Source organism: Amycolatopsis sp. NPDC001319 (assembly GCF_042896185.1).
Taxonomy (GTDB): Bacteria; Actinomycetota; Actinomycetes; order Mycobacteriales; family Pseudonocardiaceae; genus Amycolatopsis.
This window is the reverse complement of the sequence record NZ_JBIAWY010000008.1, coordinates 43,047-65,706: the sequence shown is the minus strand read 5'-3', so window position 1 is coordinate 65,706 and position 22,660 is coordinate 43,047. Positions and strand designations below refer to the sequence as shown.

Annotated in this window: 19 protein-coding genes; 13 read left to right on the top strand and 6 right to left on the bottom strand. The window is 70.6% G+C overall.

The features are described 5' to 3' along the window. Positions 1-128: 128 nt before the first annotated feature. The 5 genes from ACFY1H_RS29120 to ACFY1H_RS29100 all read left to right on the top strand — a co-directional run bounded on the left by ACFY1H_RS29120 (position 129) and on the right by ACFY1H_RS29100 (position 5,361). The gene (locus ACFY1H_RS29120) at positions 129-917 is read left to right on the top strand and encodes a DeoR/GlpR family DNA-binding transcription regulator (RefSeq protein ID WP_220238717.1); all 789 of its coding nucleotides are present in this window, start codon (positions 129-131) and stop codon (positions 915-917) included. A gap of 174 nt (positions 918-1,091) precedes the next feature. Then, complete coding sequence (locus ACFY1H_RS29115) at positions 1,092-2,246, top strand: Gfo/Idh/MocA family oxidoreductase (RefSeq protein ID WP_366583297.1); 1,155 nt, start codon at positions 1,092-1,094, stop codon at positions 2,244-2,246. Positions 2,247-2,283: 37 nt separating this feature from the next. Further along, positions 2,284-3,591 (top strand): ABC transporter substrate-binding protein, encoded by a 1,308-nt coding sequence (locus ACFY1H_RS29110; RefSeq protein WP_386951486.1) that lies wholly within the window; start codon positions 2,284-2,286, stop codon positions 3,589-3,591. 5 nt (positions 3,592-3,596) lie between these two features. Continuing rightward, positions 3,597-4,541: a sugar ABC transporter permease gene (locus ACFY1H_RS29105; RefSeq protein WP_366583295.1), complete on the top strand. Its 945-nt coding sequence runs from the start codon at positions 3,597-3,599 to the stop codon at positions 4,539-4,541. Continuing rightward, entirely contained in the window at positions 4,534-5,361 is an 828-nt protein-coding gene (locus ACFY1H_RS29100; RefSeq protein WP_366583294.1) for a carbohydrate ABC transporter permease, read from the top strand. The genes ACFY1H_RS29105 and ACFY1H_RS29100 overlap by 8 nt, the downstream gene beginning before the upstream one ends. 13 nt (positions 5,362-5,374) lie before the next feature. Here ACFY1H_RS29100 and ACFY1H_RS29095 read toward each other — a convergent pair whose 3' ends face one another. Together ACFY1H_RS29095 and ACFY1H_RS29090 are read right to left on the bottom strand one after the other, a co-directional pair. Beyond that, a complete protein-coding gene (locus ACFY1H_RS29095; protein ID WP_366583293.1) occupies positions 5,375-6,241 on the bottom strand; it encodes a hypothetical protein in 867 nt (288 codons plus the stop codon). Then, entirely contained in the window at positions 6,238-6,555 is a 318-nt protein-coding gene (locus ACFY1H_RS29090; protein ID WP_366583292.1) for a hypothetical protein, read from the bottom strand. The genes ACFY1H_RS29095 and ACFY1H_RS29090 overlap by 4 nt, the downstream gene beginning before the upstream one ends. Positions 6,556-6,654: 99 nt before the next feature. Between ACFY1H_RS29090 and ACFY1H_RS29085 the strand changes: the two genes are divergently transcribed. Continuing rightward, positions 6,655-7,626 carry a quinone oxidoreductase family protein gene (locus tag ACFY1H_RS29085; protein WP_386951482.1) on the top strand — a complete coding sequence of 324 codons (972 nt, stop codon included), beginning with the start codon at positions 6,655-6,657 and terminating at the stop codon, positions 7,624-7,626. A 39-nt stretch (positions 7,627-7,665) separates the two neighbouring features. On the opposite strand, the gene ACFY1H_RS29080 is transcribed toward ACFY1H_RS29085, so the two are convergent. The 4 genes from ACFY1H_RS29080 to ACFY1H_RS29065 form a co-directional block, all read right to left on the bottom strand. Next, complete coding sequence (locus ACFY1H_RS29080; RefSeq protein ID WP_386951479.1) at positions 7,666-7,941, bottom strand: cold-shock protein; 276 nt, start codon at positions 7,939-7,941, stop codon at positions 7,666-7,668. A gap of 3 nt (positions 7,942-7,944) precedes the next feature. After that, on the bottom strand, positions 7,945-8,535 hold the full coding sequence (locus ACFY1H_RS29075; protein ID WP_366583289.1) for an FKBP-type peptidyl-prolyl cis-trans isomerase: 591 nt from the start codon (positions 8,533-8,535) through the stop codon (positions 7,945-7,947). A gap of 10 nt (positions 8,536-8,545) precedes the next feature. Next, entirely contained in the window at positions 8,546-10,816 is a 2,271-nt protein-coding gene (locus tag ACFY1H_RS29070; RefSeq protein WP_386952155.1) for a HelD family protein, read from the bottom strand. Between the two features lie 221 nt (positions 10,817-11,037). Then, complete coding sequence (locus tag ACFY1H_RS29065; protein WP_360596563.1) at positions 11,038-12,018, bottom strand: heme o synthase; 981 nt, start codon at positions 12,016-12,018, stop codon at positions 11,038-11,040. A 522-nt stretch (positions 12,019-12,540) separates the two neighbouring features. Between ACFY1H_RS29065 and tkt the strand changes: the two genes are divergently transcribed. The 7 genes from tkt to ACFY1H_RS29030 all read left to right on the top strand — a co-directional run bounded on the left by tkt (position 12,541) and on the right by ACFY1H_RS29030 (position 22,393). Beyond that, positions 12,541-14,643 (top strand): transketolase, encoded by a 2,103-nt coding sequence (gene tkt, locus ACFY1H_RS29060; RefSeq protein WP_366583287.1) that lies wholly within the window; start codon positions 12,541-12,543, stop codon positions 14,641-14,643. Positions 14,644-14,668: 25 nt separating this feature from the next. Then, positions 14,669-15,784, top strand: a complete 1,116-nt coding sequence (tal, locus tag ACFY1H_RS29055) for a transaldolase (RefSeq protein WP_386951474.1) — start codon at positions 14,669-14,671, stop codon at positions 15,782-15,784. A 9-nt stretch (positions 15,785-15,793) separates the two neighbouring features. Further along, positions 15,794-17,413 (top strand): glucose-6-phosphate isomerase, encoded by a 1,620-nt coding sequence (locus ACFY1H_RS29050; protein ID WP_386951471.1) that lies wholly within the window; start codon positions 15,794-15,796, stop codon positions 17,411-17,413. Further along, positions 17,410-18,936, top strand: coding sequence for a glucose-6-phosphate dehydrogenase (zwf, locus tag ACFY1H_RS29045; RefSeq protein ID WP_364047691.1), 1,527 nt, complete (start codon positions 17,410-17,412; stop codon positions 18,934-18,936). Before ACFY1H_RS29050 ends, zwf begins: the two co-directional genes overlap by 4 nt. Next, positions 18,933-19,967: a glucose-6-phosphate dehydrogenase assembly protein OpcA gene (gene opcA, locus ACFY1H_RS29040; protein ID WP_386951468.1), complete on the top strand. Its 1,035-nt coding sequence runs from the start codon at positions 18,933-18,935 to the stop codon at positions 19,965-19,967. Before zwf ends, opcA begins: the two co-directional genes overlap by 4 nt. Then, on the top strand, positions 19,964-20,740 hold the full coding sequence (gene pgl / locus ACFY1H_RS29035; RefSeq protein WP_366583283.1) for a 6-phosphogluconolactonase: 777 nt from the start codon (positions 19,964-19,966) through the stop codon (positions 20,738-20,740). Before opcA ends, pgl begins: the two co-directional genes overlap by 4 nt. Positions 20,741-21,190: 450 nt before the next feature. Beyond that, a complete protein-coding gene (locus ACFY1H_RS29030) occupies positions 21,191-22,393 on the top strand; it encodes a sensor histidine kinase (RefSeq protein WP_386951465.1) in 1,203 nt (400 codons plus the stop codon). Positions 22,394-22,660 lie beyond the last annotated feature (267 nt).

The following is a 22,660-nucleotide window of genomic DNA, read 5'->3' as shown; positions in this document are numbered from 1 at the left end:
GACGTGAGCATAGACGATCATTCTTGATTGGAGTGAGCGATATACGTCATCTTCAATCATCCGGCTCAGTGGAGATGACCTCTAGGATGAGTCGGTCCTGCCCCTCGACCTCGAACGCGAGCCGCCCGATGACACCCCAGCAACGCCTCAACGCCCTGCTCGAGCTGGTGAGCGAACGAGGGAACGTGACGATCACGGAGATCGGCGAAACGCTCGGCATCTCCCCCGCCACCGCGCGCCGCGACCTCTCGATCCTCGCCGATCAGCGCCTGATCACCCGCACGCACGGCGGCGCGGCGGCCCTCGGCGCCGGCTACGAGCTGCCGCTCCAGTACAAGATCGCGCGCCAGGCCGAGGCCAAGACCGCGATCGCCCGCACCGCCGCCGAGCTGGTCCGGCCCGGCGAAACGGTGGGGATCAACGGCGGCACCACGACCACCGAGGTCGCCCGCGCGCTCGGCAAGAGCGAGCGGTTCATCCGCGCCGACGGCGAGACCGGCCTGACCATCGTCACCAACGCCCTGAACATCGGTTACGAGCTGTCGGTGCGCGCGCACGTGAAGATCGTGGTCACCGGCGGCGTGGCCCGCCGCCAGTCCTACGAACTGGTCGGCTCACTCGTGTCCAACGCGCTCGCCGCGTTCGCCCTCGACACCGTGATCCTCGGCGTCGACGGGCTGAGCGCGCAGTACGGCGCCACCACGCTGCACGAGGGAGAAGCCGAGGTCAGCCGGCACTTCAGCCAGGTCGCGCGGCGCGTGATCGTGGTCGCCGACGCCACGAAGCTGATGAAGTCCACCTTCGCGCGCATCTGCCGCCTCGCGGAGATCGACGTGCTGGTCACGGACGCCGAAGTGCCCGCTTCGTTCGCCGCCGAGCTGGCCGCCGCGTCGGTCGAGCTCGTGGTCGCGAGCTGACCACGAGCCGGCCCCGAGCCGATCGAGGACCGGTCACGGCCCGAATAACGGTTCGCGCACGCGTCTGAGCAGACTTGTCATCGCGTGTTGTGCATTAGTGATTGGTTTGCCATCATGCAGATCAATATCACGCAGAGGTGAGGTGACCAGGTGGGAAACGGCGAAGCTGTCCGCGTGGGTGTGGTGGGAGTCGGCCAGCGGGCCGTCATCGCCCGGCACATCGCGGAGTCCGGGCTGGCCGCGACCGTGGTGGCCGCGGCGGACCCGACCGAGGCCGGCCGCGCCCGGGCCCGTGAGCTGTTCGGCGAGATCGACGTCGTCGAGCAGCACACGGACCTGATCGAGCGCAAACTCGTCGACGCCGCGATCGTGACCGCGCCGGACTGGACCCACGCCGAGATCGCGGTCGACCTACTGCGCGCGGGCATCGCCGTCTACCTCGAGAAGCCGCTCGCGATCACGCTCGAAGACGCCGACGCCGTGCTGGCCGCCGCGCAGGAGTCGAACACACCGCTCTACATCGGACACAACTTCCGGCACTCGGGCGTGGCCCGGGCGCTGCGCGAAGTCGTGGCCCGCGGCGAGATCGGCGAGGTCAAAACCGTGTGGTGCCGCCACTTCGTCGGCAACGGCGGCGACTACTACTTCAAGGACTGGCACGCCGACCGCAGCAAGGTCAACTCCCTGCTGCTGCAGAAGGCCAGCCACGACCTCGACGTGATCCACATGCTCGCCGGCGGCTACACCCGCCGCGTGGTCGGCATGGGCCGGCTCGCGGTCTACGGCGACATCACCGACCGCGGCGGCCACGAGAACGAGCTGATGCAGGACTGGTTCTCCTTCGACAACTGGCCCCCCGCCACGCAGACCGGCCTCAACGAGGTGGTCGACGTCGAGGACGTCTCGATGGTGCTGATGACCCTCGACAACGGCGTGCTCGCCAGCTACGAGCAGTGCCACTTCACCCCGGACTACTGGCGCAACTACACCGTGATCGGCACCGAGGGCCGCGCCGAGAACTTCGGCGACACCGGTGGCGGCGTGGTGAAGGTGTGGAACCACCGCCGCGGCTGGTCGACCGAAGGCGACCGCGAGTACCCGATCTCGGGCGTCGAGGAAGGCCACGCCGACGCCGACCTGCTCACGATGACCGAGTTCCTGCGTTACGTGATCGACGGCGAGACCCCGACGCTCTCCCCGGTCGCCGCCCGCGAGGCCGTGGCCGCCGGCGCGCTCGCCACCCGGTCGCTGCGTACCGGCTCGGTCCCCCTCGACGTGCCCGAGCTGCCCGCCGCCGTGCGCGCGCACTTCCCCACCGGCACCCGCTGACCTCCCGATCCTCCCCCGCCCGCTGAAAGGAATCCCGATGGCCTCATTCCCCCGCCGAGCCCTGGCCGCCGTGGCCGGCACGGTGGCCGCCGCCGCCACACTCGCCGCGTGCTCGTCCACGGGTGCGTCCACAGCGTCCGATTCGGACACCCCGTACAGCCCGCCCGACGCGAACATCTCGGCGAACCTGACCTACGCGGTCTGGGACCAGACCCAGGTCAAGGCGATCAACGCCAACCTCGCCGAGTTCACCAAGAAGTACCCGAACGTCAAGGTGAACGTGGACGTCACGCCGTTCGCCAACTACTTCACCAAGCTGCAGACCGAGGCCTCCAGCGACAGCCTGCCCGACCTGTTCTGGATGAACGGCCCCAACTTCCAGCTCTACGCGAGCAACGGCAAGATCGAGCCCATCACCGGCGAGGTCAAGGCCGGCGCGATCGACCCGAAGAACTACCCGCAGTCGCTGGACCAGCTGTACACATTGGACGGTGTGCAGTACGGCGTGCCGAAGGACTTCGACACCATCGGCGTCTGGATCAACAAGGCGCTGTTCGCCGAGGCCGGCGTGCCGATCCCGAGCAAGGACTGGACGTGGGCCGACTTCCAGTCCACCGCCGCGCAGATCTCCCAGAAGCTCGCGAGCAAGGGCGTCTACGGCATCTCCGCCGGCATGGACGGCCAGACCACCTACTACAACACCATCTTCCAGTCCGGCGGCTCCGTGATCTCGCCCGACGGCAAGACCTCGACCTACGACGACCCGAAGACGCAAAAGGGCATCCAGTTCTGGACCGACCTCGTGAAGTCCAAGGCGATGCCGACCATCAAGCAGCTCACCGACACCACCGGTGACCAGTGGTTCGTCTCCGGCAAGTCGGCGATGTACCAGGGCGGCAGCTGGGCCCGTAGCGAGGTCGCGGCCGCGCCGATCGCCAAGGACGTCGCGGTGCTGCCCGTGCCGAAGGGCGACCAGCAGGCGACCGTGATCCACGGTCTGTCCAACGTGGTCGCCGCGAACAGCCCGAACAAGCAGGCCGCGCAGGCGTTGCAGGTGTTCCTGGCGAGCAAGGAAGCCCAGCAGCAGCAGGGCGACCTCGGCGCCGTGATCCCGGCCTACACCGGCACGCAGGACGCGTTCGCGAAGTCCATGCCGGGCGTGGACCTGCAGCTGTTCCTCGACGAGGTCTCCTACGCCAAGCCGCTGCCGGTGTCGAAGAACACCGCCGCGTGGAACACGCTGGAGACCAACCTGCTGCCCGACGCCTTCGACGGCACCAAGCCCGTCGACGCCGTGCTGAAAGACCTGACCTCGCAGATGAACGCGGACCTGGCCAAGGAATGAGTGCCGTGTCCGCCGACGTCTCCGAGTCCGCTCCGGCGCCCGCCGCTCCCGCCACCCGGCGGGCGCGGCGCGGCGTCCGGCGCGGGGACGGCCTGTGGCCCTGGGCGTTCGTGCTGCCGCTGCTGGCCGGGGTGCTCGTCTTCTACATCTGGCCGATCCTGCAGACGGCGTTCTACTCGTTCACCACCTGGGGCGTGTTCGGCGGCTTCAAGTGGTCCGGGCTGGACAACTACAGCCGGCTGTTCACCGACCCGCAGCTGTACCGGTCGCTGCTGAACACCCTGATCTACACGGCGGTGGTGCTGCTCGGCGTGCCGATCGCGGCCTGGCTCGCGAGCCTGCTCAACACCCCGGGCCTGCGGTTCGCGCAGTTCTACCGCGTGCTGTTCTTCCTGCCCTACGTGGCGATGCCCGCCGCCGTGGCGCTGGTGTGGCGGATCATCTTCAACGGCGACTACGGCATCCTCAACTGGGCGCTGTCGCTGATCGGGATCCCCGGCCCGTCGTGGGTCAACACGCCGGGCTTCGCGCTGGCCGCGGTGGCCGTGGTCGGCCTGTGGTCGTCGCTGGGCTTCTCGATGATCGTGCTCGGCGCGGGCCTGAAGAACATCCCGCCGGAGCTGTACGAAGCCGCCGAGCTCGACGGTGCGAGCCGCTTCCGCCAGTTCCGCTCGATCACGCTGCCGCTGCTGGCGCCCAGCGTGTTCTTCGTGGTCGTGGTGACCACCATCGCGAGCTTCCAGCTCTTCGACCTGCTGTACGCGTTGCTGGGCAACCACAACGCGGTGCTGCCGAAGACGATGTCGCTCGTCTACTACTTCTACAACGCGGGTTTCGTCGAGAACGACAAGGGTTTCGCCGCGGCGATCGCGATGGTCATCTTCGTGCTGATCGGTCTCGTCACGCTCCTGCAGTTCCGCTTGCAACGGAGGTGGGCCGGAAATGCCTAGAGCCCGACGCCGGCAGTCCCACGCCCTGATCCACCTCGTGCTCGGGGTCGGCGGCCTCATCATGGCCTTCCCGTTCCTGTGGCAGATCGTGATGTCGTTGTCCACCAACGCCGAGGTGCAGAGCGTCACCCCCACGTTCTGGCCCGCGCACCTGCAGTGGTCCAACTACGCGGTGGTGTTCCAGCGGCTGCCGTTCCTGTCGCAGCTGTGGACGTCGGTGCTCATCACGGTGATCCGCACCCTCGCCCAGATCGTGCTGTGCACCCTGGCCGGCTACGCGTTCGCCCGCATGCGCTTCCGCGGCCGCGCGGTGCTGCTGGGGCTCGTGCTGTCGATCCTGCTGGTGCCCTCGCAGGCCTACCTGATCTCGCAGTACCAGATCGTGCAGAACCTCGGCTGGCTCAACACCCTGGCCGGCATCGTCGCGCCCGGGCTGTTCAGCGCGTACGGCACCTTCCTCATGCGCACGGCCTTCCTCAACCTCCCGGCGGAGCTGGAGGAGGCGGCGCGCATCGACGGCAGCGGGCCGTTGCGGACGTTCTGGAGCGTGCTGCTGCCCGTGGTGCGCCCGAGCATCAGCGTGCTCGCCATCTCGGCCGTGCTGTGGTCGTGGAACGAGCTGCTGTGGCCGCTCGTGGTGTCCACGCGCGCCACGCAGATGCCGCTGTCGGCCGCGCTGGCCACTCTGGCCGGCGACGTGACGGTGAACTACCCCGTGCTGATGGCCGCCAGCCTGCTTGCGATGGCGCCGATCCTGATCCTGTTCATCCTGCTGCAACGCCGGGTGATCGACGGGCTGGCGTCCTCGGGCCTGAAGTAACCCGTGAACTGAACTAGGCCAGCTGCTGCCGCACCGCCGACGCGAACCTCAACGGGGCCCCCGCGTCGGCGTTGCGGAAGCCGAGTGACGGTTCGGCCAGCTCGAGCTCCAGCACGAGCGGGTGCCCGTCCTCGCCGCGCACGATGTCCGCGCGGGCGTAGAGCAGTTCGGCCCGCAGGATGCCCATGAGCGAGCACGCCGCGTCCAGGGCGTCCTCCGCGACGGCGCGCACGCCGGACGCCGGGACGGCCGGCGCGAGCTTCTCCGTGAGGAACAGGCCCGACGGGTCGGTGCCGGCCCCGAGCATCGCGCCCTTCGTGAAGGCGTGCGAATAAACGCCGCCGAAGTACACGAGCGCGATCTCGCCCTGGCTGTCCACACTGGACTGGTACGGCTGGACGACGGCGGTGCGGCCGTCGGCGTGCAGCTCGCGCAGGTGCTCGGCCGCGCCCGCGGCGTCGGCGCCGAAACGGGCGGCGCCGCGCGAACCCGCGCCGACCGACGGCTTCACCACGAACGGCACCTTCGGCCACTTCGCCTGCTCACCCGGCTCGACCAGCGTGGTCGGCACCGTGGGCACGCCCGCGTCGAGCAGCTCGACGAGATAGGCCTTGTCGGTGTTCCAGCGCACGACCGCGGCGGGATTGGCCAGCGTCGGCACGGTCTCGCACCAGTCGAGGAACTCGGCGCGGCGCTCGGGGTAGTCCCAGGTCGCGCGCAGCACCACGAGGTCGGCGGTGGAGAAGTCGGCGCCCGGGTCGTCCCAGACGGCCCAGCGGACGCCGAAGCCGAGGTCGTCGAGGGCGGCCGCGGCGGCGGTGTCGTCGCCGTCGCCCTCCGGCATCTGCGCGCAGGCGACGAAGATCGCTTCGCGGTTCACCGGCCGGCTCGCGGACCGGCCATCTTGCGGCGGTGGGCCGCGCCGATCTTGGTCGCCTTCACGGTCTCGCTGTCCCATTCGGCCGGTTCGAGGTCGTCGACCGCCTCGACGAGCGCCGTGCCCGTCTCCGGGGCCGGCACGATCACGTCGCCGAGGGCGCCGTCGGCTCCGACGAGCACCACGCGGGCGCCGATCCGGCCGATGTTCTCGACCACCGCGCGCGACGGTTTCCCGTGCCGCGCCACGAAGTCACGGGCGGCGGCCAGCTGCCGTCCGGTCGGTGCGGGGGGCGTCTGCTCGGTCTCCTCAGCCACGTCGGCGAGCTTAACCGGTCTCACCCGGTGACGCGGAACAAGCGTGGTGTCGGCCATAGTTGGCACCGGTGAGTGCCCAACCCGACGCGAGGAGGAAACATGCCGTCCGCTGTGCAGGTCAGGACGACCGGTGGTCCCGAGGTACTGGAGGTCACCGAGGTCGAGGTCGGCTCGCCCGGTGCCGGTGAGCTGCTGGTGGACGTGGCCGCGGCCGGCGTCAACTACATCGACACCTACCAGCGCCAGGGCATCTACCCCATCGACCTGCCGTTCGTGCTCGGCCTGGAGGGCGCGGGCACCGTGGCCGAGGTCGGCGAGGGCGTGACGGCGTTCGCCCCGGGTGACCGCGTGGCCTGGCAGGGCTCGCTGGGCAGCTACGCGGCGCGCAAGCTGGTGCCCGCGGCCGTCGCCGTGAAGGTGCCCGCCGGGGTGTCCGACGAGGTCGCCGCCGCCACGATGCTGCAGGGCATCACCGCCCACTACCTCGTGCGCTCGACGTACGAGGTCAAGCCGGGCGACGACGTGCTGGTCCACGCCGCGGCCGGCGGTGTCGGCCTGCTGCTGGTGCAGCTCGCGAAGGCGCGGGGCGCGCGCGTGATCGGCACGGTGTCCACCGAGGAGAAGGCCGAGCTGGCCCGCGGCGCCGGCGCCGACCACGTGATCCGCTACGACCGCGAGGACTTCGCCGAGGTCACGCGCGAGCTGACCGACGGCGAGGGCGTGCACGTGGTCTACGACGGCGTCGGCAAGGACACCGTCGACGGCAGCCTGGCCAGCCTGCGCATCCGCGGCATGCTCGCGCTGTTCGGCGCGGCCAGCGGCCCGGTGCCGCCGATCGACCCGCAGCGCCTCAATTCGGGCGGCTCGCTGTTCCTGACCCGCCCGACGTCCGGCCACTACGTCCGCACGCGCGAGGAGCTCGACTGGCGCGCGGACGAACTGTTCGCCGCCGTGACCGACGGTTCGCTCGACATCCGCATCGGCGGCCGCTACCCGCTGGCCGACGCCCGCATGGCGCACGAAGACCTGCAGGGCCGCCGGACCACCGGGAAGCTGATCCTCGTCCCGTGACGCGATCCGCCGGGCCAGGTGGGTGCCTGGCCCGGCGGTTCAGCGCTGCTTGGGCTGCTTGGGCTGCTTCGGGTTCTTCGGCTTCTCGGGTGGCCGTTCCGTGACGGAGACCGCCCGCCAATGGAAGCCGTCCTGCTCGGCGCGCTCGACGGTGAACTCGACCTCGGCACCGGCGCTCAGCCGCCGGAACCCGGGCATGTCCACGTGCGAGTAGTGGGCCCAGACCTGCTCGGGCACCGTCCGCGACTCCAGCACGCCCCAGCCGTCCTCGTCGTGCCAGAGCACGACCCAGCCGCGGTGGACGGTGCGGGCCACGGCTCAGCTCTTGTCGTTCGGCACCGTGACGGCGTCGGTGACGAAAACGAGGGTCTCGTTCGGCGCGATGCCGTTGCCGCCCTGACCGTAACCGAGGTCGGGCGGGATGATCAGCAGCCGGCGCCCGCCCTGCTTGATGCCGACGAGGCCCTGGTCCCAGCCGGGGATGACCTCGCCCGCGCCGAGCGTCAGGTCGAAGGTCTGGCCGCGGTCGAACGAGCTGTCGAGCTTCTGCTTGTCCGACCAGGTGACCAGCGAGTAGTTCATCGACACTTTCTGGCCGGCCTTCGCGCCGTTGCCGGTGCCCGCGACCAGGTCCTTCGTGATCAGCTTCTTCGGCGGATCGCAGTCGTCCGGGATGGTGATCGTCGGCGCCTGGCCGAAGGTCCCGGTGGTCTTGATGTCGTCCGCGGTGCACTCGCGGCCCTTGGTCTGGGCGGCCTGCGCGGCCGAGCTCGACGGTGCGGCGGGCGCGGACGGCTGGGACGGCTGCTGGGTACTCGCGCTCGTCGAGTCGTCACCGCACGCGGACAGGCTGAACGCCGCGGCCACCGCCACGGCGCCCACGGAGGCGATCTTGCCGATTCTCTGCATGCCCGGCACCCTAGCCAAGCTCTGCCAGGGCCGGTACGACGTCACCGGTCTGGACCACGCCGAGCCGCTGGGTCGCCCGCGTGAGGGCCACGTAAAGGTCGTTGAGCCCCCGCGGTGAGGCCGCGACGACCTCGTCCGGCGCGACCAGCAGAACGGCGTCGAACTCGAGGCCCTTGGCGCGCTCGACCGTGAGCACGCTCACGCGTTCGTCAGGCGTCAGCACCGCTTCCACAGCCGCGAGCCGGGCCGCCGGTGTGAGCACGGCCACGGTGCCACCGTCCACTGCGGACAGCTCCTGCGCGACGAAACCCGGCAGATCGGCGTCGAGGTCGCTGGTCGCCTTCGACCAGGGCGCCACGCCCGTCTCGCGCACCGACGCCGGGGCCGCGAGGTTCACGTCGAGCTCGGCCAGCACGCGCGCGGCCACGGCCATGATCTCGGCCGGGGTGCGGTAGTTCACGGTGAGCTGCTCCAGGCGCCAGCGGTCGGCGACGTAGGGCGAGAGGACCTCGTCCCACGTGCGGGCTCCCCCGGCCGCGCCGGTCTGCGCGACGTCGCCCACGAGCGTCATCGAGCGGTTCGGCGAGCGGCGCATGAGCAGCCGCCAGTCCATGGCGGACAGTTCCTGGGCCTCGTCCACGATCACGTGGCCGAACGTCCACGTGCGGTCCTGCGCGGCGCGCTGGGCGGCGGTCAGCTCGCTGCGCTCCTGCTGGCGTTCGGCGAACAGCTCGGCGTCGAGGACGTCGGACACCCGCAGGATCTCCTCGTCCTGGATCTCCTCGTCCTGCTCCAGGATGTGGAGCACGCCCTCGGCGTACGCGCGCTGCACGCGGTCTCGGCGGCGGCGCTCGGCGCGTTCCTCGCTGTCGTCCTCGCCGAGCAGCTCGGCCAGCTCGTCGAGCAGCGGCACATCGGCAGGCGTCCACTTGGCGTCGCGGCCGCTCTCGAGGTGCGCGCGATCGGCCTCGGACAGCAGCTTGCCGGCGGCGCGATCGAGGTGTTCGCGCTCGGCGAACAGGTCGTCGAGCAGGCCTTCCGGGGTCAGTTTCGGCCACAGCTCGTTGACGGCGGCGGCGATGGCGGGGCTGGCGGCGAGCTCGGCGCGGATGTCCTGCACGTCCTGCGCGTCGAGCAGGTCCTCCCCCAGCTTGCGGGCGGCCTGGCGGGTGAGCGCGTCGAGCACGTCGGACACGAACAGGCGCCGCGCGAGGTTGTGGGGCCGGCGCGAGCGGCGGGCGCGGGTGCGGGCCTCGACGCAGGTCTTGCGGTCGAGCTTGAGGATCTCCCGCTCGTGCTCGATCTCCACCACGGGCTCGGGCACGCGCTGGCGGTCGCGCACGGCGTTGGCGAGCACGTCGGCCATCACCAGGCGCCCCTTGACCTCCGCGGCCTCCGGCGCCTCGACACCCTCCGCGTCGAGGCCCGGGTAGAGCTGCCCGATCGTGGCGAGGAGCACGCCGGTCTCGCCCAGCGACGGGAGGACCTGGCCGATGTAGCGCAGGAACGTGCTGTTGGGTCCGACCACGAGCACGCCGCGCGTGGTGAGCTGCTGGCGGTGCGTGTAGAGCAGGTACGCGGCCCGGTGCAGCGCGACGGCGGTCTTGCCCGTGCCCGGCGCGCCCTGCACCACCATCACCCCGCCGAGCGGCGCGCGGATGATCCGGTCCTGCTCGGCCTGGATCGTCGCGACGATGTCGCTCATCTCGCCCGTGCGCCGCCGTTCCAGCGCGGCCAGCAGCGCCGCCTCGCCCGCCAGCCCGAGGTCCTGCCCCTGGTCGGCGGCGGACAGGTCGAGGATCTCGTCGTCGAACCCCGTCACCTTGCGGCTCAGCGACCGCAGGTGCCGCCGCCGGCGCACCCCGTCCGGCGAGGCCGCCGTGGCGAGGTAGAACGGCCGCGCGACCGGCGCCCGCCAGTCCACCAGCAGCGGCTTGTAGTCGTCGTCCTCCTCGAACAACCCGAGGCGGCCGATGTAGGTCGTCTCTTCGGCGCTCTCCGGCACGAAGTCGAGGCGGCCGAAGCACAGCCCCTGCTCCACCGACCCGAGCTGCGCGAGGCGGTCGGAGTACAGCGTGGTGGCGACGTCCCGCTCGGTGCGCGCCTGCGGGGTACCGCCGGTCTGCCGCAACGTGGTGTCGAGGCGCCGCTGCGCCTCCACCCGCTCGGCGTCGAGCTTCGCGTAGAGCGTCGTGACATACGCCTGCTCACGCGACAGCTCGGCGGCGTGCTCGGGCGTACCGTCCTCGAGGGCGCGGTCTGCTTCCCGGTCCGGGGACACGGACAAGTGAGATCCTGCTTTCGCATCGGGAGAAGGCGGCGGACAGCCGGAAAACCACAACGGCCAACCAGACTACGCCATTCCCGAGCGCGGCTCAGCCGCCGCGGAGCCGGTGGAAGAGCCGAGTGACCTGGTCCACACGCCAAAACGCCGCCGGGCCGGGAGCCTCGGCGGCGCTGTGGTGAAGCGGCTGTGGTTTGAAGCTGCGGTGAAGAAACCGGCTAGAACGGCAAGCCGAGCGTCGGCAGTCCGATCGCCGAGTCCACCGCCAGTGCGACGAACACGATCATCAGGTACGTGTTCGAGCGGTGGAACAGCGACATGGGCTTCGTCTCCTCGCCGCGGCGGACGGCGGCCTGGAGGCGGTGGGCGTAGAAGAGGAACCAGGCGCCCGCGAGGACGGCGAAGGTGGCGTACAGCCAGCTCGTCACGGGGAGCAGCAGGAGGGTCCAGGCGACCATCACCCACGAGTAGATGACGATCTGCTTGGCGACGTGCTGCGGGGTCGCCACGACCGGGAGCATCGGGACGCCCGCGCGTTCGTAGTCTTCGCGGTACTTCATGCCCAGGGCCCACGTGTGCGGGGGCGTCCAGAAGAAGATGACGCCGAACATGACGAACGCGGGCCACTGCACGGTGCCGGACACGGCGGCCCAGCCGATGACCACCGGCATGCAGCCGGCGGCGCCGCCCCAGACGACGTTCTGCGACGTGCGCCGCTTGAGGCCCAGGGTGTACACGAAGATGTAGAAGAGGATCGTCGCGATCGCGAGGATCGCCGACAGCAGGTTCACGGTGAAATACAGCACCGCGAACGAAGCGACGCCGAGCACGAGGCCGAAGATCAGCGCGTTGCGCCGCGGCACCGAGTCCTTCACCAGCGGGCGCTTCTTGGTGCGGTTCATCACCTTGTCGATGTCCGCGTCGATCACGCAGTTGAGCGCGTTGGCGCTGCCGGCGGCCATCGTGCCGCCCACGAGCGTGGCGAGCACGAGCCACGGCGACGGGATCTCGCGCCCCGCGAGGAACATCGCCGGGATCGTGGTGACGAGGAGGAGCTCGATCACCCTCGGCTTCGCGAGCGCGGCGTAAGCGCCGACCACCTGGCGGACAGTTCGCCGGGCACCACGCGGTCGTTCACCGGTCGGGTGTTCGGCGCTGGTGTTCTCACTGCGTCCGTGCGCAGCGTTCACCAACGACATTTCACTCCCAAGGTCAGTTCGGGGCCGGGTGGCGATCCGGAAGACCGCGATGGAACTGGTGAAGCTCCCGGACCAGGCCCGCGCTCGATGTTAGACGTGGCGAATCCGCCTGCGTGATCGAGGGTCCTCGACACGCCACGCCTGTCTTCTGCGTCACGCCACCGGGTTCACCCGCGACGACCACGGCGGCGCACGGTGTGTCCGGAAGGACCGGTCGTGGTGTCCGGCGGATCCGGTCGGTCCCCTCGATCGTCCCTTTTGCACGGTCCGTGACCAGCGGCGGACGGCAAGCGACCCGCATGGGCGGGATCACCTGCCCGGTGGGGACGGGCACGGCTGTCGCGGCTGCCCGGAGCACACCCCACGCACTAGGCTGTCGCGGACGGGCCGCGTGGCACCCCGGCGCAGTGCTCCCAGCAGGAATATCGTCCCTTCGGGATCGATTGAGATTACTGGCAGTGCGCACCGGCTACACCATGACGGAAAGCAAGCGACAACCTCAGGACGGGGAGTTCGAGTTCAGTGTCCGAAACCGCCTCTACCAGCGAGAACAACCCTTTGCTCCGGCGTGACGTGCCCGCCGACTGGACCGGGACCGATTCCCGCGCCGTCGACACCGTCCGGGTCCTCGCCGCGGACGCCGTCGAGAAGGTCGGCAGCGGTCACCCGGGCACCGCGATGAGCCTCGCCCCGCTCGCCTACACGCTGTTCCAGCGGACCATGCGCCACGACCCGGCCGACCCGCACTGGCGCGGCCGCGACCGCTTCGTCCTCTCGGCCGGGCACTCCAGCCTCACCCTCTACATCCAGCTGTACCTCGCCGGCTACGGCCTCGAGCTCGAGGACCTCAAGCAGCTGCGCACGTGGGGCTCGCTGACCCCAGGCCACCCGGAGTACGGCCACACCAAGGGCGTCGAGACCACCACCGGCCCGCTGGGCCAGGGCCTGGCCAACGCGGTGGGCATGGCGATGGCCGCCCGTCGCGAGCGCGGCCTGCTCGACCCCGACGCCGCGCCCGGCGAGAGCATCTACGACCACCACATCTTCGCGATCGCCTCCGACGGCGACATCGAAGAGGGCGTGACGTCGGAGGCCTCGTCGATCGCGGGCCGCCAGGAGCTGGGCAACCTCATCGTCTTCTGGGACGACAACAAGATCTCCATCGAGGACGACACGAACATCGCGCTGTCCGAGGACACGGTCAAGCGCTACGAGGCCTACGGCTGGCACACGCAGGTCGTCGAGGGCGGCGAGAACGTCACCGCGATCGAGGAGGCCATCAAGGCCGCCAAGGCGGAGACCGGGCGCCCGTCGTTCATCGCGGTGCGGACGATCATCGGCTACCCGGCGCCCACGAAGATGAACACCGGCAAGGCCCACGGCGCCGCGCTCGGCGCCGACGAGATCAAGGCCGTCAAGGAGATCCTCGACTTCGACGTCGAGCGCACCTTCCAGGTCGACGACGAGGTCATCTCCCACACCCGCAAGGCCCTGGAGCGCGGCAAGCAGGAGCACGCCGCCTGGCAGGAGCGTTACGACGCGTGGGCCGAGGCGAACCCGGAGCGCAAGGCGCTGGCCGACCGGCTCGCCACCCGCACGCTGCCCGAGGGCTTCGCCGACAACCTGCCGCACTGGGACCCGGACCCCAAGGGCATCGCGACCCGCAAGGCCTCCGGTGAGGTCCTCAACGCGCTGCGCGACCCGCTGCCCGAGCTGTGGGGCGGCTCCGCCGACCTGGCGGAGAGCAACAACACCACGATGAAGGGCGCCGACTCGTTCGGCCCGGCGAAGGCCACCACGGCGGCCTGGAACGCCAACCCGTACGGCCGGACGCTGCACTTCGGCATCCGCGAGCACGCGATGGGCTCGATCCTCAACGGCATCGCCCTGCACGGCGGCACTCGCCCGTACGGCGCGACGTTCCTCATCTTCTCCGACTACATGCGCCCGCCGGTCCGGCTCGCGGCGCTGATGGGCCTGCCCACGCTCTACGTGTGGACGCACGACTCCATCGGCCTCGGCGAGGACGGCCCGACGCACCAGCCGATCGAGCAGCTCTCCGCGCTGCGCGCGATCCCGGGCCTCAACGTCGTCCGCCCAGCGGACGCCAACGAGACCGCCTACGCGTGGAAGGCCGTGCTGGAGGACGTGCACCACCCGTCGGGTGTCGCGCTGACCCGCCAGAACGTGCCGGTGCTCGAAGGCACGAGCGCGGAAGGCGTGAAGCGCGGCGGCTACGTGCTCGAGGACGCCTCGAACGGCGCCCCCGAGGTCGTGCTGATGGCCACCGGTTCCGAGGTCCAGCTGGCCGTCGCGGCCCGAAAGACCCTCGAGGCCGACGGCGTGCCGACCCGCGTCGTGTCGATGCCGTGCGTCGAGTGGTTCGACGCGCAGGAGCAGTCCTACCGCGACGCCGTGCTGCCGCCGGCCGTCAAGGCGCGGGTGTCCGTCGAGGCGGGGGTCGCGCAGTCGTGGCACCGCTTCACCGGTGACGCGGGGGTGAACGTTTCGATCGAGCACTTCGGTGCTTCGGCCGACGCCGCCACACTGTTCCGTGAGTTCGGGTTCACCCCGGAGCACGTCGTCGAGGCCGCCCGTCGCTCGATCGCCAACACCAAGAACTGAATTTCTGAAGGGACGGAAAAGAGTCATGAGCAGCACTGACCGGCTCGCGCAGCTTTCGGAGGCGGGCGTCTCCATCTGGCTGGACGACCTCTCCCGCGAGCGCCTCAGCACGGGCAACCTCGCCGAACTCATCCGCGACAAGCACGTCGTGGGTGTCACGACCAACCCGACGATCTTCGCCAACGCCCTGTCCCACGGCGCGGCGTACGACGCGCAGGTCAAGGAGCTGGCCGACCGCGGCGCGGACCTCGACGGCACCGTCCGCGAGCTGACGACCACGGACGTGCGCAACGCCGCCGACCTGTTCCGCGACGTCTACAACGCCACCGACGGCGTCGACGGCCGCGTCTCCATCGAGGTCGACCCGCGCCTGGCGCGCGACACCGACAAGACGATCGCCGAGGCCAAGGACCTGTGGAAGGCCGTGGACCGGCCGAACCTGATGGTCAAGATCCCGGCCACCGACGAGGGCCTGCCCGCCATCACCGCGGCGCTGGCCGAGGGCATCAGCATCAACGTGACGCTGATCTTCTCCGTCGAGCGCTACGCCCAGGTCATCGACGCGTTCTTCGCCGGCCTGGAGCAGGCGAAGGCCAACGGCCACGACCTCAAGGGCATCCACTCGGTCGCGTCGTTCTTCGTGTCCCGTGTGGACACCGAGGTCGACAAGCGCCTGAACAAGATCGGCACCGACGAGGCCAAGGCTCTGCTCGGCGAGGCCGCGATCGCCAACACCCGGCTCGCCTACGCCAAGTTCGAGGAGCTCTTCGCGAGCGACCGCTGGAAGGCGCTGGCCGCCGCCGGCGCCAACGCGCAGCGTCCGCTGTGGGCCTCGACCGGCGTCAAGGACCCGGCGTACTCCGACACCCGCTACGTCGACCAGCTCTTGGTCCACGGCGTCGTGAACACGATGCCGGAGAAGACCATGGACGCGGTGGCCGACCACGCCGAGGTCACCGGTGACACGGTGACCGGCCGCGGTGCCGAGGCGCAGGGCGTGTTCGACAAGCTGAGCGCGGCCGGCATCGACGTGCCGGACGTGTTCGTGGTCCTCGAGACCGAGGGCGTCGAGAAGTTCGAGAAGTCCTGGCAGGAGCTGCTCGAGACGGTGACCGGCCAGCTGAACAAGGCGAAGGGCTGAAGCCAGACCATGACAGGGGACGAAACCGGCGTCGAGCTCGTCGACGCCGAACTGGCAGGCAAGGCGGCGCCGCTGGTCGAGCGCCTCGTCGCCGACCAGGCCGCGTCGAAGCTCGCCGCGCAGGACGCGACGCTGTGGGGACCGGACGCCGAGTCCGAGGCGTCGATCCGGCTCTCGTGGACGTCGCTGCACAAGTCGTCGCGGCCGCTGATCGGTGAGATCGAGGCGCTGCGCACAGAGCTGCAGTCCGAGGGCGTGGACCGCGTGGTGCTCGCCGGCATGGGCGGTTCGTCGCTCGCGCCGGAGGTCATCGCGGGCACCGCGGGTGTCGCGCTGACGGTGCTCGACACGACCGACCCGGGCCAGGTGGCCGACGCGCTCGCGGGCGACCTCGAGCGCACGGTGATCGTGGTGTCGTCGAAGTCCGGCGGCACCGTGGAGACCGACAGCCACCGGCGCATCTTCGCGAAGGCCTTCACCGAAGCGGGGATCGACGCGGCGCGGCGGATCGTGGTCGTGACCGACCCGGGCTCGCCGTTCTCGGAACTGTCCGAAAAGGAGGGTTACCGCAAGACCTTCCTGGCCGACCCGCACGTCGGCGGCCGCTACTCGGCGCTGACCGCGTTCGGCCTCGTGCCGGCCGGTCTCGCGGGCGCGGACATCGCGCGCCTGCTGGACCAGGCCGCCGCGGTGGCCGAGACGCTGGGCTCCGACTCGGCCGACAACCCGGCGATCAAGCTCGCGGCCGCCTGGGCCGCCGCCCACGAGGGCGGCGCCGAGAAGGTCGTGCTGGCCGACACCGGTTCGGGCATCAAGGGCTTCCCGGACTGGGCCGAGCAGCTGATCGCGGAGTCGACCGGCAAGCTGGGCACCGGCCTGCTGCCCGTGGCCGTCGAGGGCCCCCAGGCCCCCGGCTTCGCCGACGCGAAGGCCGACGCGACCCCGGTCGCCGTCGGTGCTGCCGAAGGTGCCGCGAAGATCTCGGTGACGGGCCCGCTCGGCGCGCAGTTCCTGCTGTGGGAGTTCGCGACCGCGCTCGCCGGCCGGCTGATCGGGATCAACCCGTTCGACCAGCCCGACGTCGAGGCCGCGAAGAAGGCCGCGCGCGCGTTGCTCGACGAGCCGGAGAAGCTGTCCGGCAAGGAGACTCCGGCCACTGTGGACGGTGCCGTCGAGGTCTTCGGTTCGGAAGGCGTTGTCACGGAAGGAAAGCTGGTGGACGTGCTGCGCGCGTTCTTCGGCTCGGTCGCCGACGGCGGCTACTTCGCGGTGCAGGCCTACCTCGACCGGCTCGACGACGCGTCGACCTCGCTGCTGCGCGGCGAGATCGCCAAGCGCACCGGCGTGCAGACGACGTTCGGCTGGGGACCGCGGTTCCTGCACTCCACCGGGCAGTACCACAAGGGCGGCCACCAGAACGGCAGCTTCCTCCAGATCACCGGCGCGGTCGCCGAGGACCTGGCTGTGCCGGACCGCCCCTACACCCTGGGACAGCTGCAGCACGCGCAGGCTCTCGGCGACGGTCAGGTCCTCGCCGAGCACGGCCGCCCCGTGCTGCGGCTGCACCTGACCGACCGGGCCGCCGGGCTGGCCGAGCTCGTGCGGGCCGTACAGGAGGCCGGCGAGTGACGACCTGGCAGAACCCGCTGCGGGACCCGCGCGACAAGCGCCTCCCGCGCATCGCGGGCCCGTCGAGCCTGGTGATCTTCGGGGTCACCGGCGACCTGGCCCGCAAGAAGCTCATGCCCGCCATCTACGACCTGGCCCACCGCGGCCTGCTGCCCGCCGGCTTCTCGCTGGTCGGGTTCGCGCGCCGCGACTGGGAGCACCAGGACTTCGGCGAGCTGGTGCACGACTCGGTGCGCGAGCACGCGCGGACGCCGTTCAAGGAGTCGGTCTGGAACCGGCTCGCCGAGGGCATCCGCTTCGTGCAGGGCACGTTCGACGACGACGACGCCTTCGACCGCCTCGCCCAGACGGTCAAGGACCTCGACGCCGAACGCGGCACCGGCGGCAACACGGCGTTCTACCTCTCGATCCCGCCGGGCGCGTTCCCGGTGGTGACCAAGCAGCTGGCGCGCTCGGGCCTCGCCGACACCGACGCCACGACCTGGCGCCGCGTGGTGATCGAGAAGCCGTTCGGCCACGACCTCAAGAGCGCCAAGGAGCTCAACGGGATCGTGAACGACGTCTTCCCCGAGGAGTCGGTGTTCCGCATCGACCACTACCTCGGCAAGGAGACGGTGCAGAACCTGCTGGCGCTGCGCTTCGCCAACCAGATGTTCGAGCCGATCTGGAACGCCAACTACATCGACCACGTGCAGATCACCATGGCCGAGGACATCGGCCTCGGCGGTCGCGCGGGGTACTACGACGGGATCGGCGCCGCGCGCGACGTCATCCAGAACCACCTGCTGCAGCTGCTCGCGCTGACCGCGATGGACGAGCCGCTGTCGTTCGAGCCGAAGGCGCTGCGCGCGGAGAAGGCGAAGGTGCTGGCGGCGACCATGCCGATCCGGCCGTTCGACGAGACCACCGCGCGCGGGCAGTACGCCGGCGGCTGGCAGGGCGGCATGAAGGTGCCGGGCCTGCTGCAGGAAGCGGGCTTCGCGAAGGACTCCAAGACCGAGACCTACGCCGCGGTGACGCTGGAGGTGCAGAACCGCCGCTGGGCGGGGGTGCCGTTCTACCTGCGCACCGGCAAGCGGCTGGGCCGGCGCGTCACGGAGATCGCCGTGGTGTTCAAGCGCGCGCCGCACCTGCCGTTCGACTCCACCTCCACCGAGGAGCTGGGCCAGAACGCGCTGGTCATCCGCGTGCAGCCCGACGAGGGCATCACGCTGCGGTTCGGCTCGAAGGTGCCGGGGACCACGATGGAGGTCCGCGACGTCACCATGGACTTCGGCTACGGCCACGCCTTCACCGAGTCCTCCCCCGAGGCGTACGAGCGGCTGATCCTCGACGTGCTGCTGGGCGAGCCGTCGCTGTTCCCGGTGAACGAGGAGGTCGAGCTCTCCTGGGAGATCCTCGACCCGATCCTGGAGCACTGGGCCAAGGAAGGCGCGCCCGAGCAGTACGCGCCGGGTACTTGGGGCCCGCAGAGCGCTGACGAAATGCTCGAGCGTACGGGCCGGAACTGGAGGCGTCCGTGATCATCGACCTGCCATCCACCACGACTTCGCAGCTGAACAAGAAGCTGGTGGAGATCCGCGACCAGGGCGGTCAGGTCGCGCTGGGCCGGGTGCTGACCCTGGTCATCGTGGCGGACGACGACGCCAAGCTCGAGGAGGCCATCGAGGCCGCGAACCACGCCAGCCGGGAGCACCCGTCGCGCGTGATCGTGGTCGCGAAGGGCATCCGCACGGCGGCTCCGCGCATCGACGGCCAGATCCGCGTGGGCGGCGACGCCGGCGCGAGCGAGGTCATCGTGCTGCGCCTCTACGGGCCGCTGGCCGCGCAGGGCCAGAGCGCGGTCGTGCCGCTGCTGCTGCCCGACGCGCCGATCGTCACCTGGTGGCCGGGCGCGGGCCCGAAGGCCCCGGCGGAGGACCCGCTGGGCCAGATCGCGCAGCGGCGCATCACCGACTCGGCCGCGGAGAAGAGCCCCATAAGGGCTCTGACCACGCGGGCCAAGGCCTACGTGGAGGGCGACACCGACCTGGCGTGGACGCGGCTGACGCACTGGCGTGCGCAGCTCGTGTCGGCGCTGGACCTGCCGCCGTACGAGAAGATCACGAGCGCGACCGTGACCGGTGAGGCCGACTCGCCGTCCACGGAGCTGCTGGCGGGCTGGCTCGCCGAGTACCTCAAGGTGCCGGTGAAGCGGATCAAGAGCTCCAGCGCGCAGGGCATCATCTCCGTCGAGCTCGAACGGCGTTCGGGCGCGGTGGAGCTGACCCGGCCCGACGGCCGCGTCGGCACGCTGACGCAGCCGGGCCAGCCCACGCGGCGCATCGCGCTGCAGCGGCGGAGCAACCCGGAGTGCCTCGTGGAGGAGCTGCGCCGGCTCGACCCGGACGAGGTCTTCGAGGCGGCGCTGCACGGGCTGCCCAAGATCGCCTCGCCGACGACGGCGGCGAAGGCGACTTCGGCTGCTTCTGCGGCGGCGAAGCCGAAGGCCGCGGCGGCCAAGGCCCCGGCGAAGAAGGCCGGCAAGGCCAAGGCGGAAAAGAGCGCTTCGTGAGCCGCACGGAGGTCGTCGTCTACGAGAACGCCGACCTCTTGGCGGCGGCCGCGGCGGCGCGGCTGGTCACCCGGATCGTCGACGTGCAGGCGGCCAAGGGCTCGGCCTCGGTCGTGCTCACCGGCGGCGGCACGGGCATCGCGGTGCTGGAGGAGCTCAACCGCTCCAGCGCGCGCGACGCGATCGACTGGTCGCGCCTGGACGTCTACTGGGGCGACGAGCGGTTCGTGCCGGCCGATTCCGACGAGCGCAACGAGAAGGGCGCGCGCGAGGCCCTGCTGGACCACGTGCCGCTCGACCCGAAGCGCGTGCACGTGATGGCGCCGTCGGACGGCGAGTTCGGTGCCGACGTGGACGCCGCGGCCGCGGCGTACGCGGAGGTGCTGGCCTCGCAGGCGGGCCCGGACGAGGGCGGCGTGCCCGCGTTCGACATCTGCCTGCTCGGCCTCGGCGGGGAGGGGCACACCGCTTCGGTGTTCCCGGACTCCCCCGCCGTGCACGAGACGCGGCTTTCGGCGGTGGCGGTGCGCGACTGCCCCAAGCCGCCGCCGACGCGCATCTCGCTCACGCTCACGGCCATCCGCCGCGCGCGTGAGGTGTGGCTGATGACCGCGGGCGAGGCGAAGGCCGAGGCCGTGTCGCTGGCTCTCGCGGGTGCGCCGGAGGTGCAGGTGCCCGTTTCGGGTGCCCGCGGCTACCGGCGGACGCTGTGGCTCCTGGACCGCACTGCGGCCGGGAAGCTGACGAAGGTGTACGAGCCGCCGACCGCGTGACGCTCGCTGGTTCTCGAAGGCCGCTCCGGGTTCGCCCGGGGCGGCCTTTTTCTGTCGCCGGGCAGCTGTTTCGCGACTGTTTCGCGGCCCTGACCGTGGGTTTCAGGGCCCGCTCGACCGGATGACGCGTGCCACCCGTAAGCGTGAAGATCATTCATCTGCCGAACGGAGCAGTGACCACTACTCCATCAAGCGGCTCACCAGTATGTGGGATCACCCGTAAGGTGAACGTAGGGTGTTGTGATCGACACGAGGTGACGTCAGACTTCTTTTCGTCACCCGAATGCCGTAGTGATGGAGATCAGACGACCAAATTTGTGGGTGCGGGTGAAACTTACCGTCGTCACACGTCTCTTCGTTAGCATCCGCACATTTGTTGCCCGCCGCGCGTCCCGATCGGGTGCCCGGCGCATCTCATCATCAAGTCCACAAGACGAATGGGGTCGCCGCATGAGCACTGAGGGACTCTCGATTCCAGGAATCTCGATGGGCAGCCCCGGCGCGGGGGCGGCCGATCGGGTCCGGCGGTTCAGCCTGCGCGGTGTGTTCGCTTCGCTGCGCCGGCCGATCGCGACGACGGTCGGGGTCGAGGCCGTCGCCGTGCTGCTGGCTGTACTCGACGTGTGGCTGGTGATCCCGCCGAAGGCCCCGCCGTACTCGATCTACCTGTCGGCGGCCGCGTGTCTCGCGGTGGTGCTGCGGCGGAAGCTGCCGTTCCTGGCCGTGATCCTCGCGGTGCCCGGTTTCCTCGCCGGGTGGGCGCAGCTGGCGTCGATGATCACGCTCGGCACGCTCGCGACGAAGCGCCAGATCCACTGGCAGACCTGGGTGGGCGCGGGACTGGTCTTCACCTGCCGGTTCGTGCAGTGGCCGCTGGACGACTTCGCCCAGCTCAGCTGGCGCGAGCACGTGCTCGACGGCATCTACGGCGTGCTCGTGGCGGGTATGCCGATCGCGATCGGCCTGCTGATCGGCGCCCGCGCGGAGATCTCCGCCAAGCTCGCCGAGCTGGCCAAGAGCCGCGACCGCGAACGCCGCTTCCACGCCGACGCCGTGCGCGCCGAGGAGCGCGCCCGCCTGGCCCGCGAGATGCACGACGTCGTCTCCCACCAGATCACCCTCATCGCCATGCAGGCCGGCGCGCTGCAGGCCCAGGCCACCGACGGCCCGGCGCTGCAGACCGCGCAGGTCATCCGCCAGCTCTCCACGCGGACGCTCGAGGAACTGCGTTCGCTGGTGAGCGTGCTGCGCTCCGGCGCCGAGGACGACGGCCCGCGCCCCGGCATCGGCGAGCTCGACCACCTGATCCGTACCGCCGACGTCCCGGTGCACCTCACCGTGGAGCGCCTGCCGGACACCGTGCCGAGCCAGGTGTCGGCCGCCGCGTACCGCACCGTGCAGGAGTGCCTCACCAACGTCCACAAGCACGCCCCCGGCGCCACCGCCACCATCCGCATCCAGGGCGGCAGCGGCGCCCTGAACATCGAGGTCCGCAACGAACGCGCCGAGCGCGCCGGCGAACACCTCCCCTCGGGCGGCCACGGCCTCACCGGCCTCGCCGAACGCGCCCGCCTGCTGGGCGGCAGCTTCGAAACCTCGGACACCGAAGACGGCGGCTTCCGCGTGCGGGCCCGGTACCCGCTGGACCGCTGACCCACCGACCTTCCCCGGTCCCCCGTAGGCCGAAGGGGTGGCCCCGCGCGCGAGCCGCGATCCGGCTGCGGTCGGGTGCCACCCCTTCGCCGCGTCCTGGGTGCTTTGTCGCTCGCGACTTTCGTGGCTTGGGCGGCACGATCGCTGTGGCCTACCGCCTCACCCGGTCGCGGCGGCGGGCTATGACGCCGCGGTCCTCACCCAGCGCGAGCCGGCGAGCAACGGAACCGCCCTCGCCCATACCGCACCCACACGACCCCTACATCC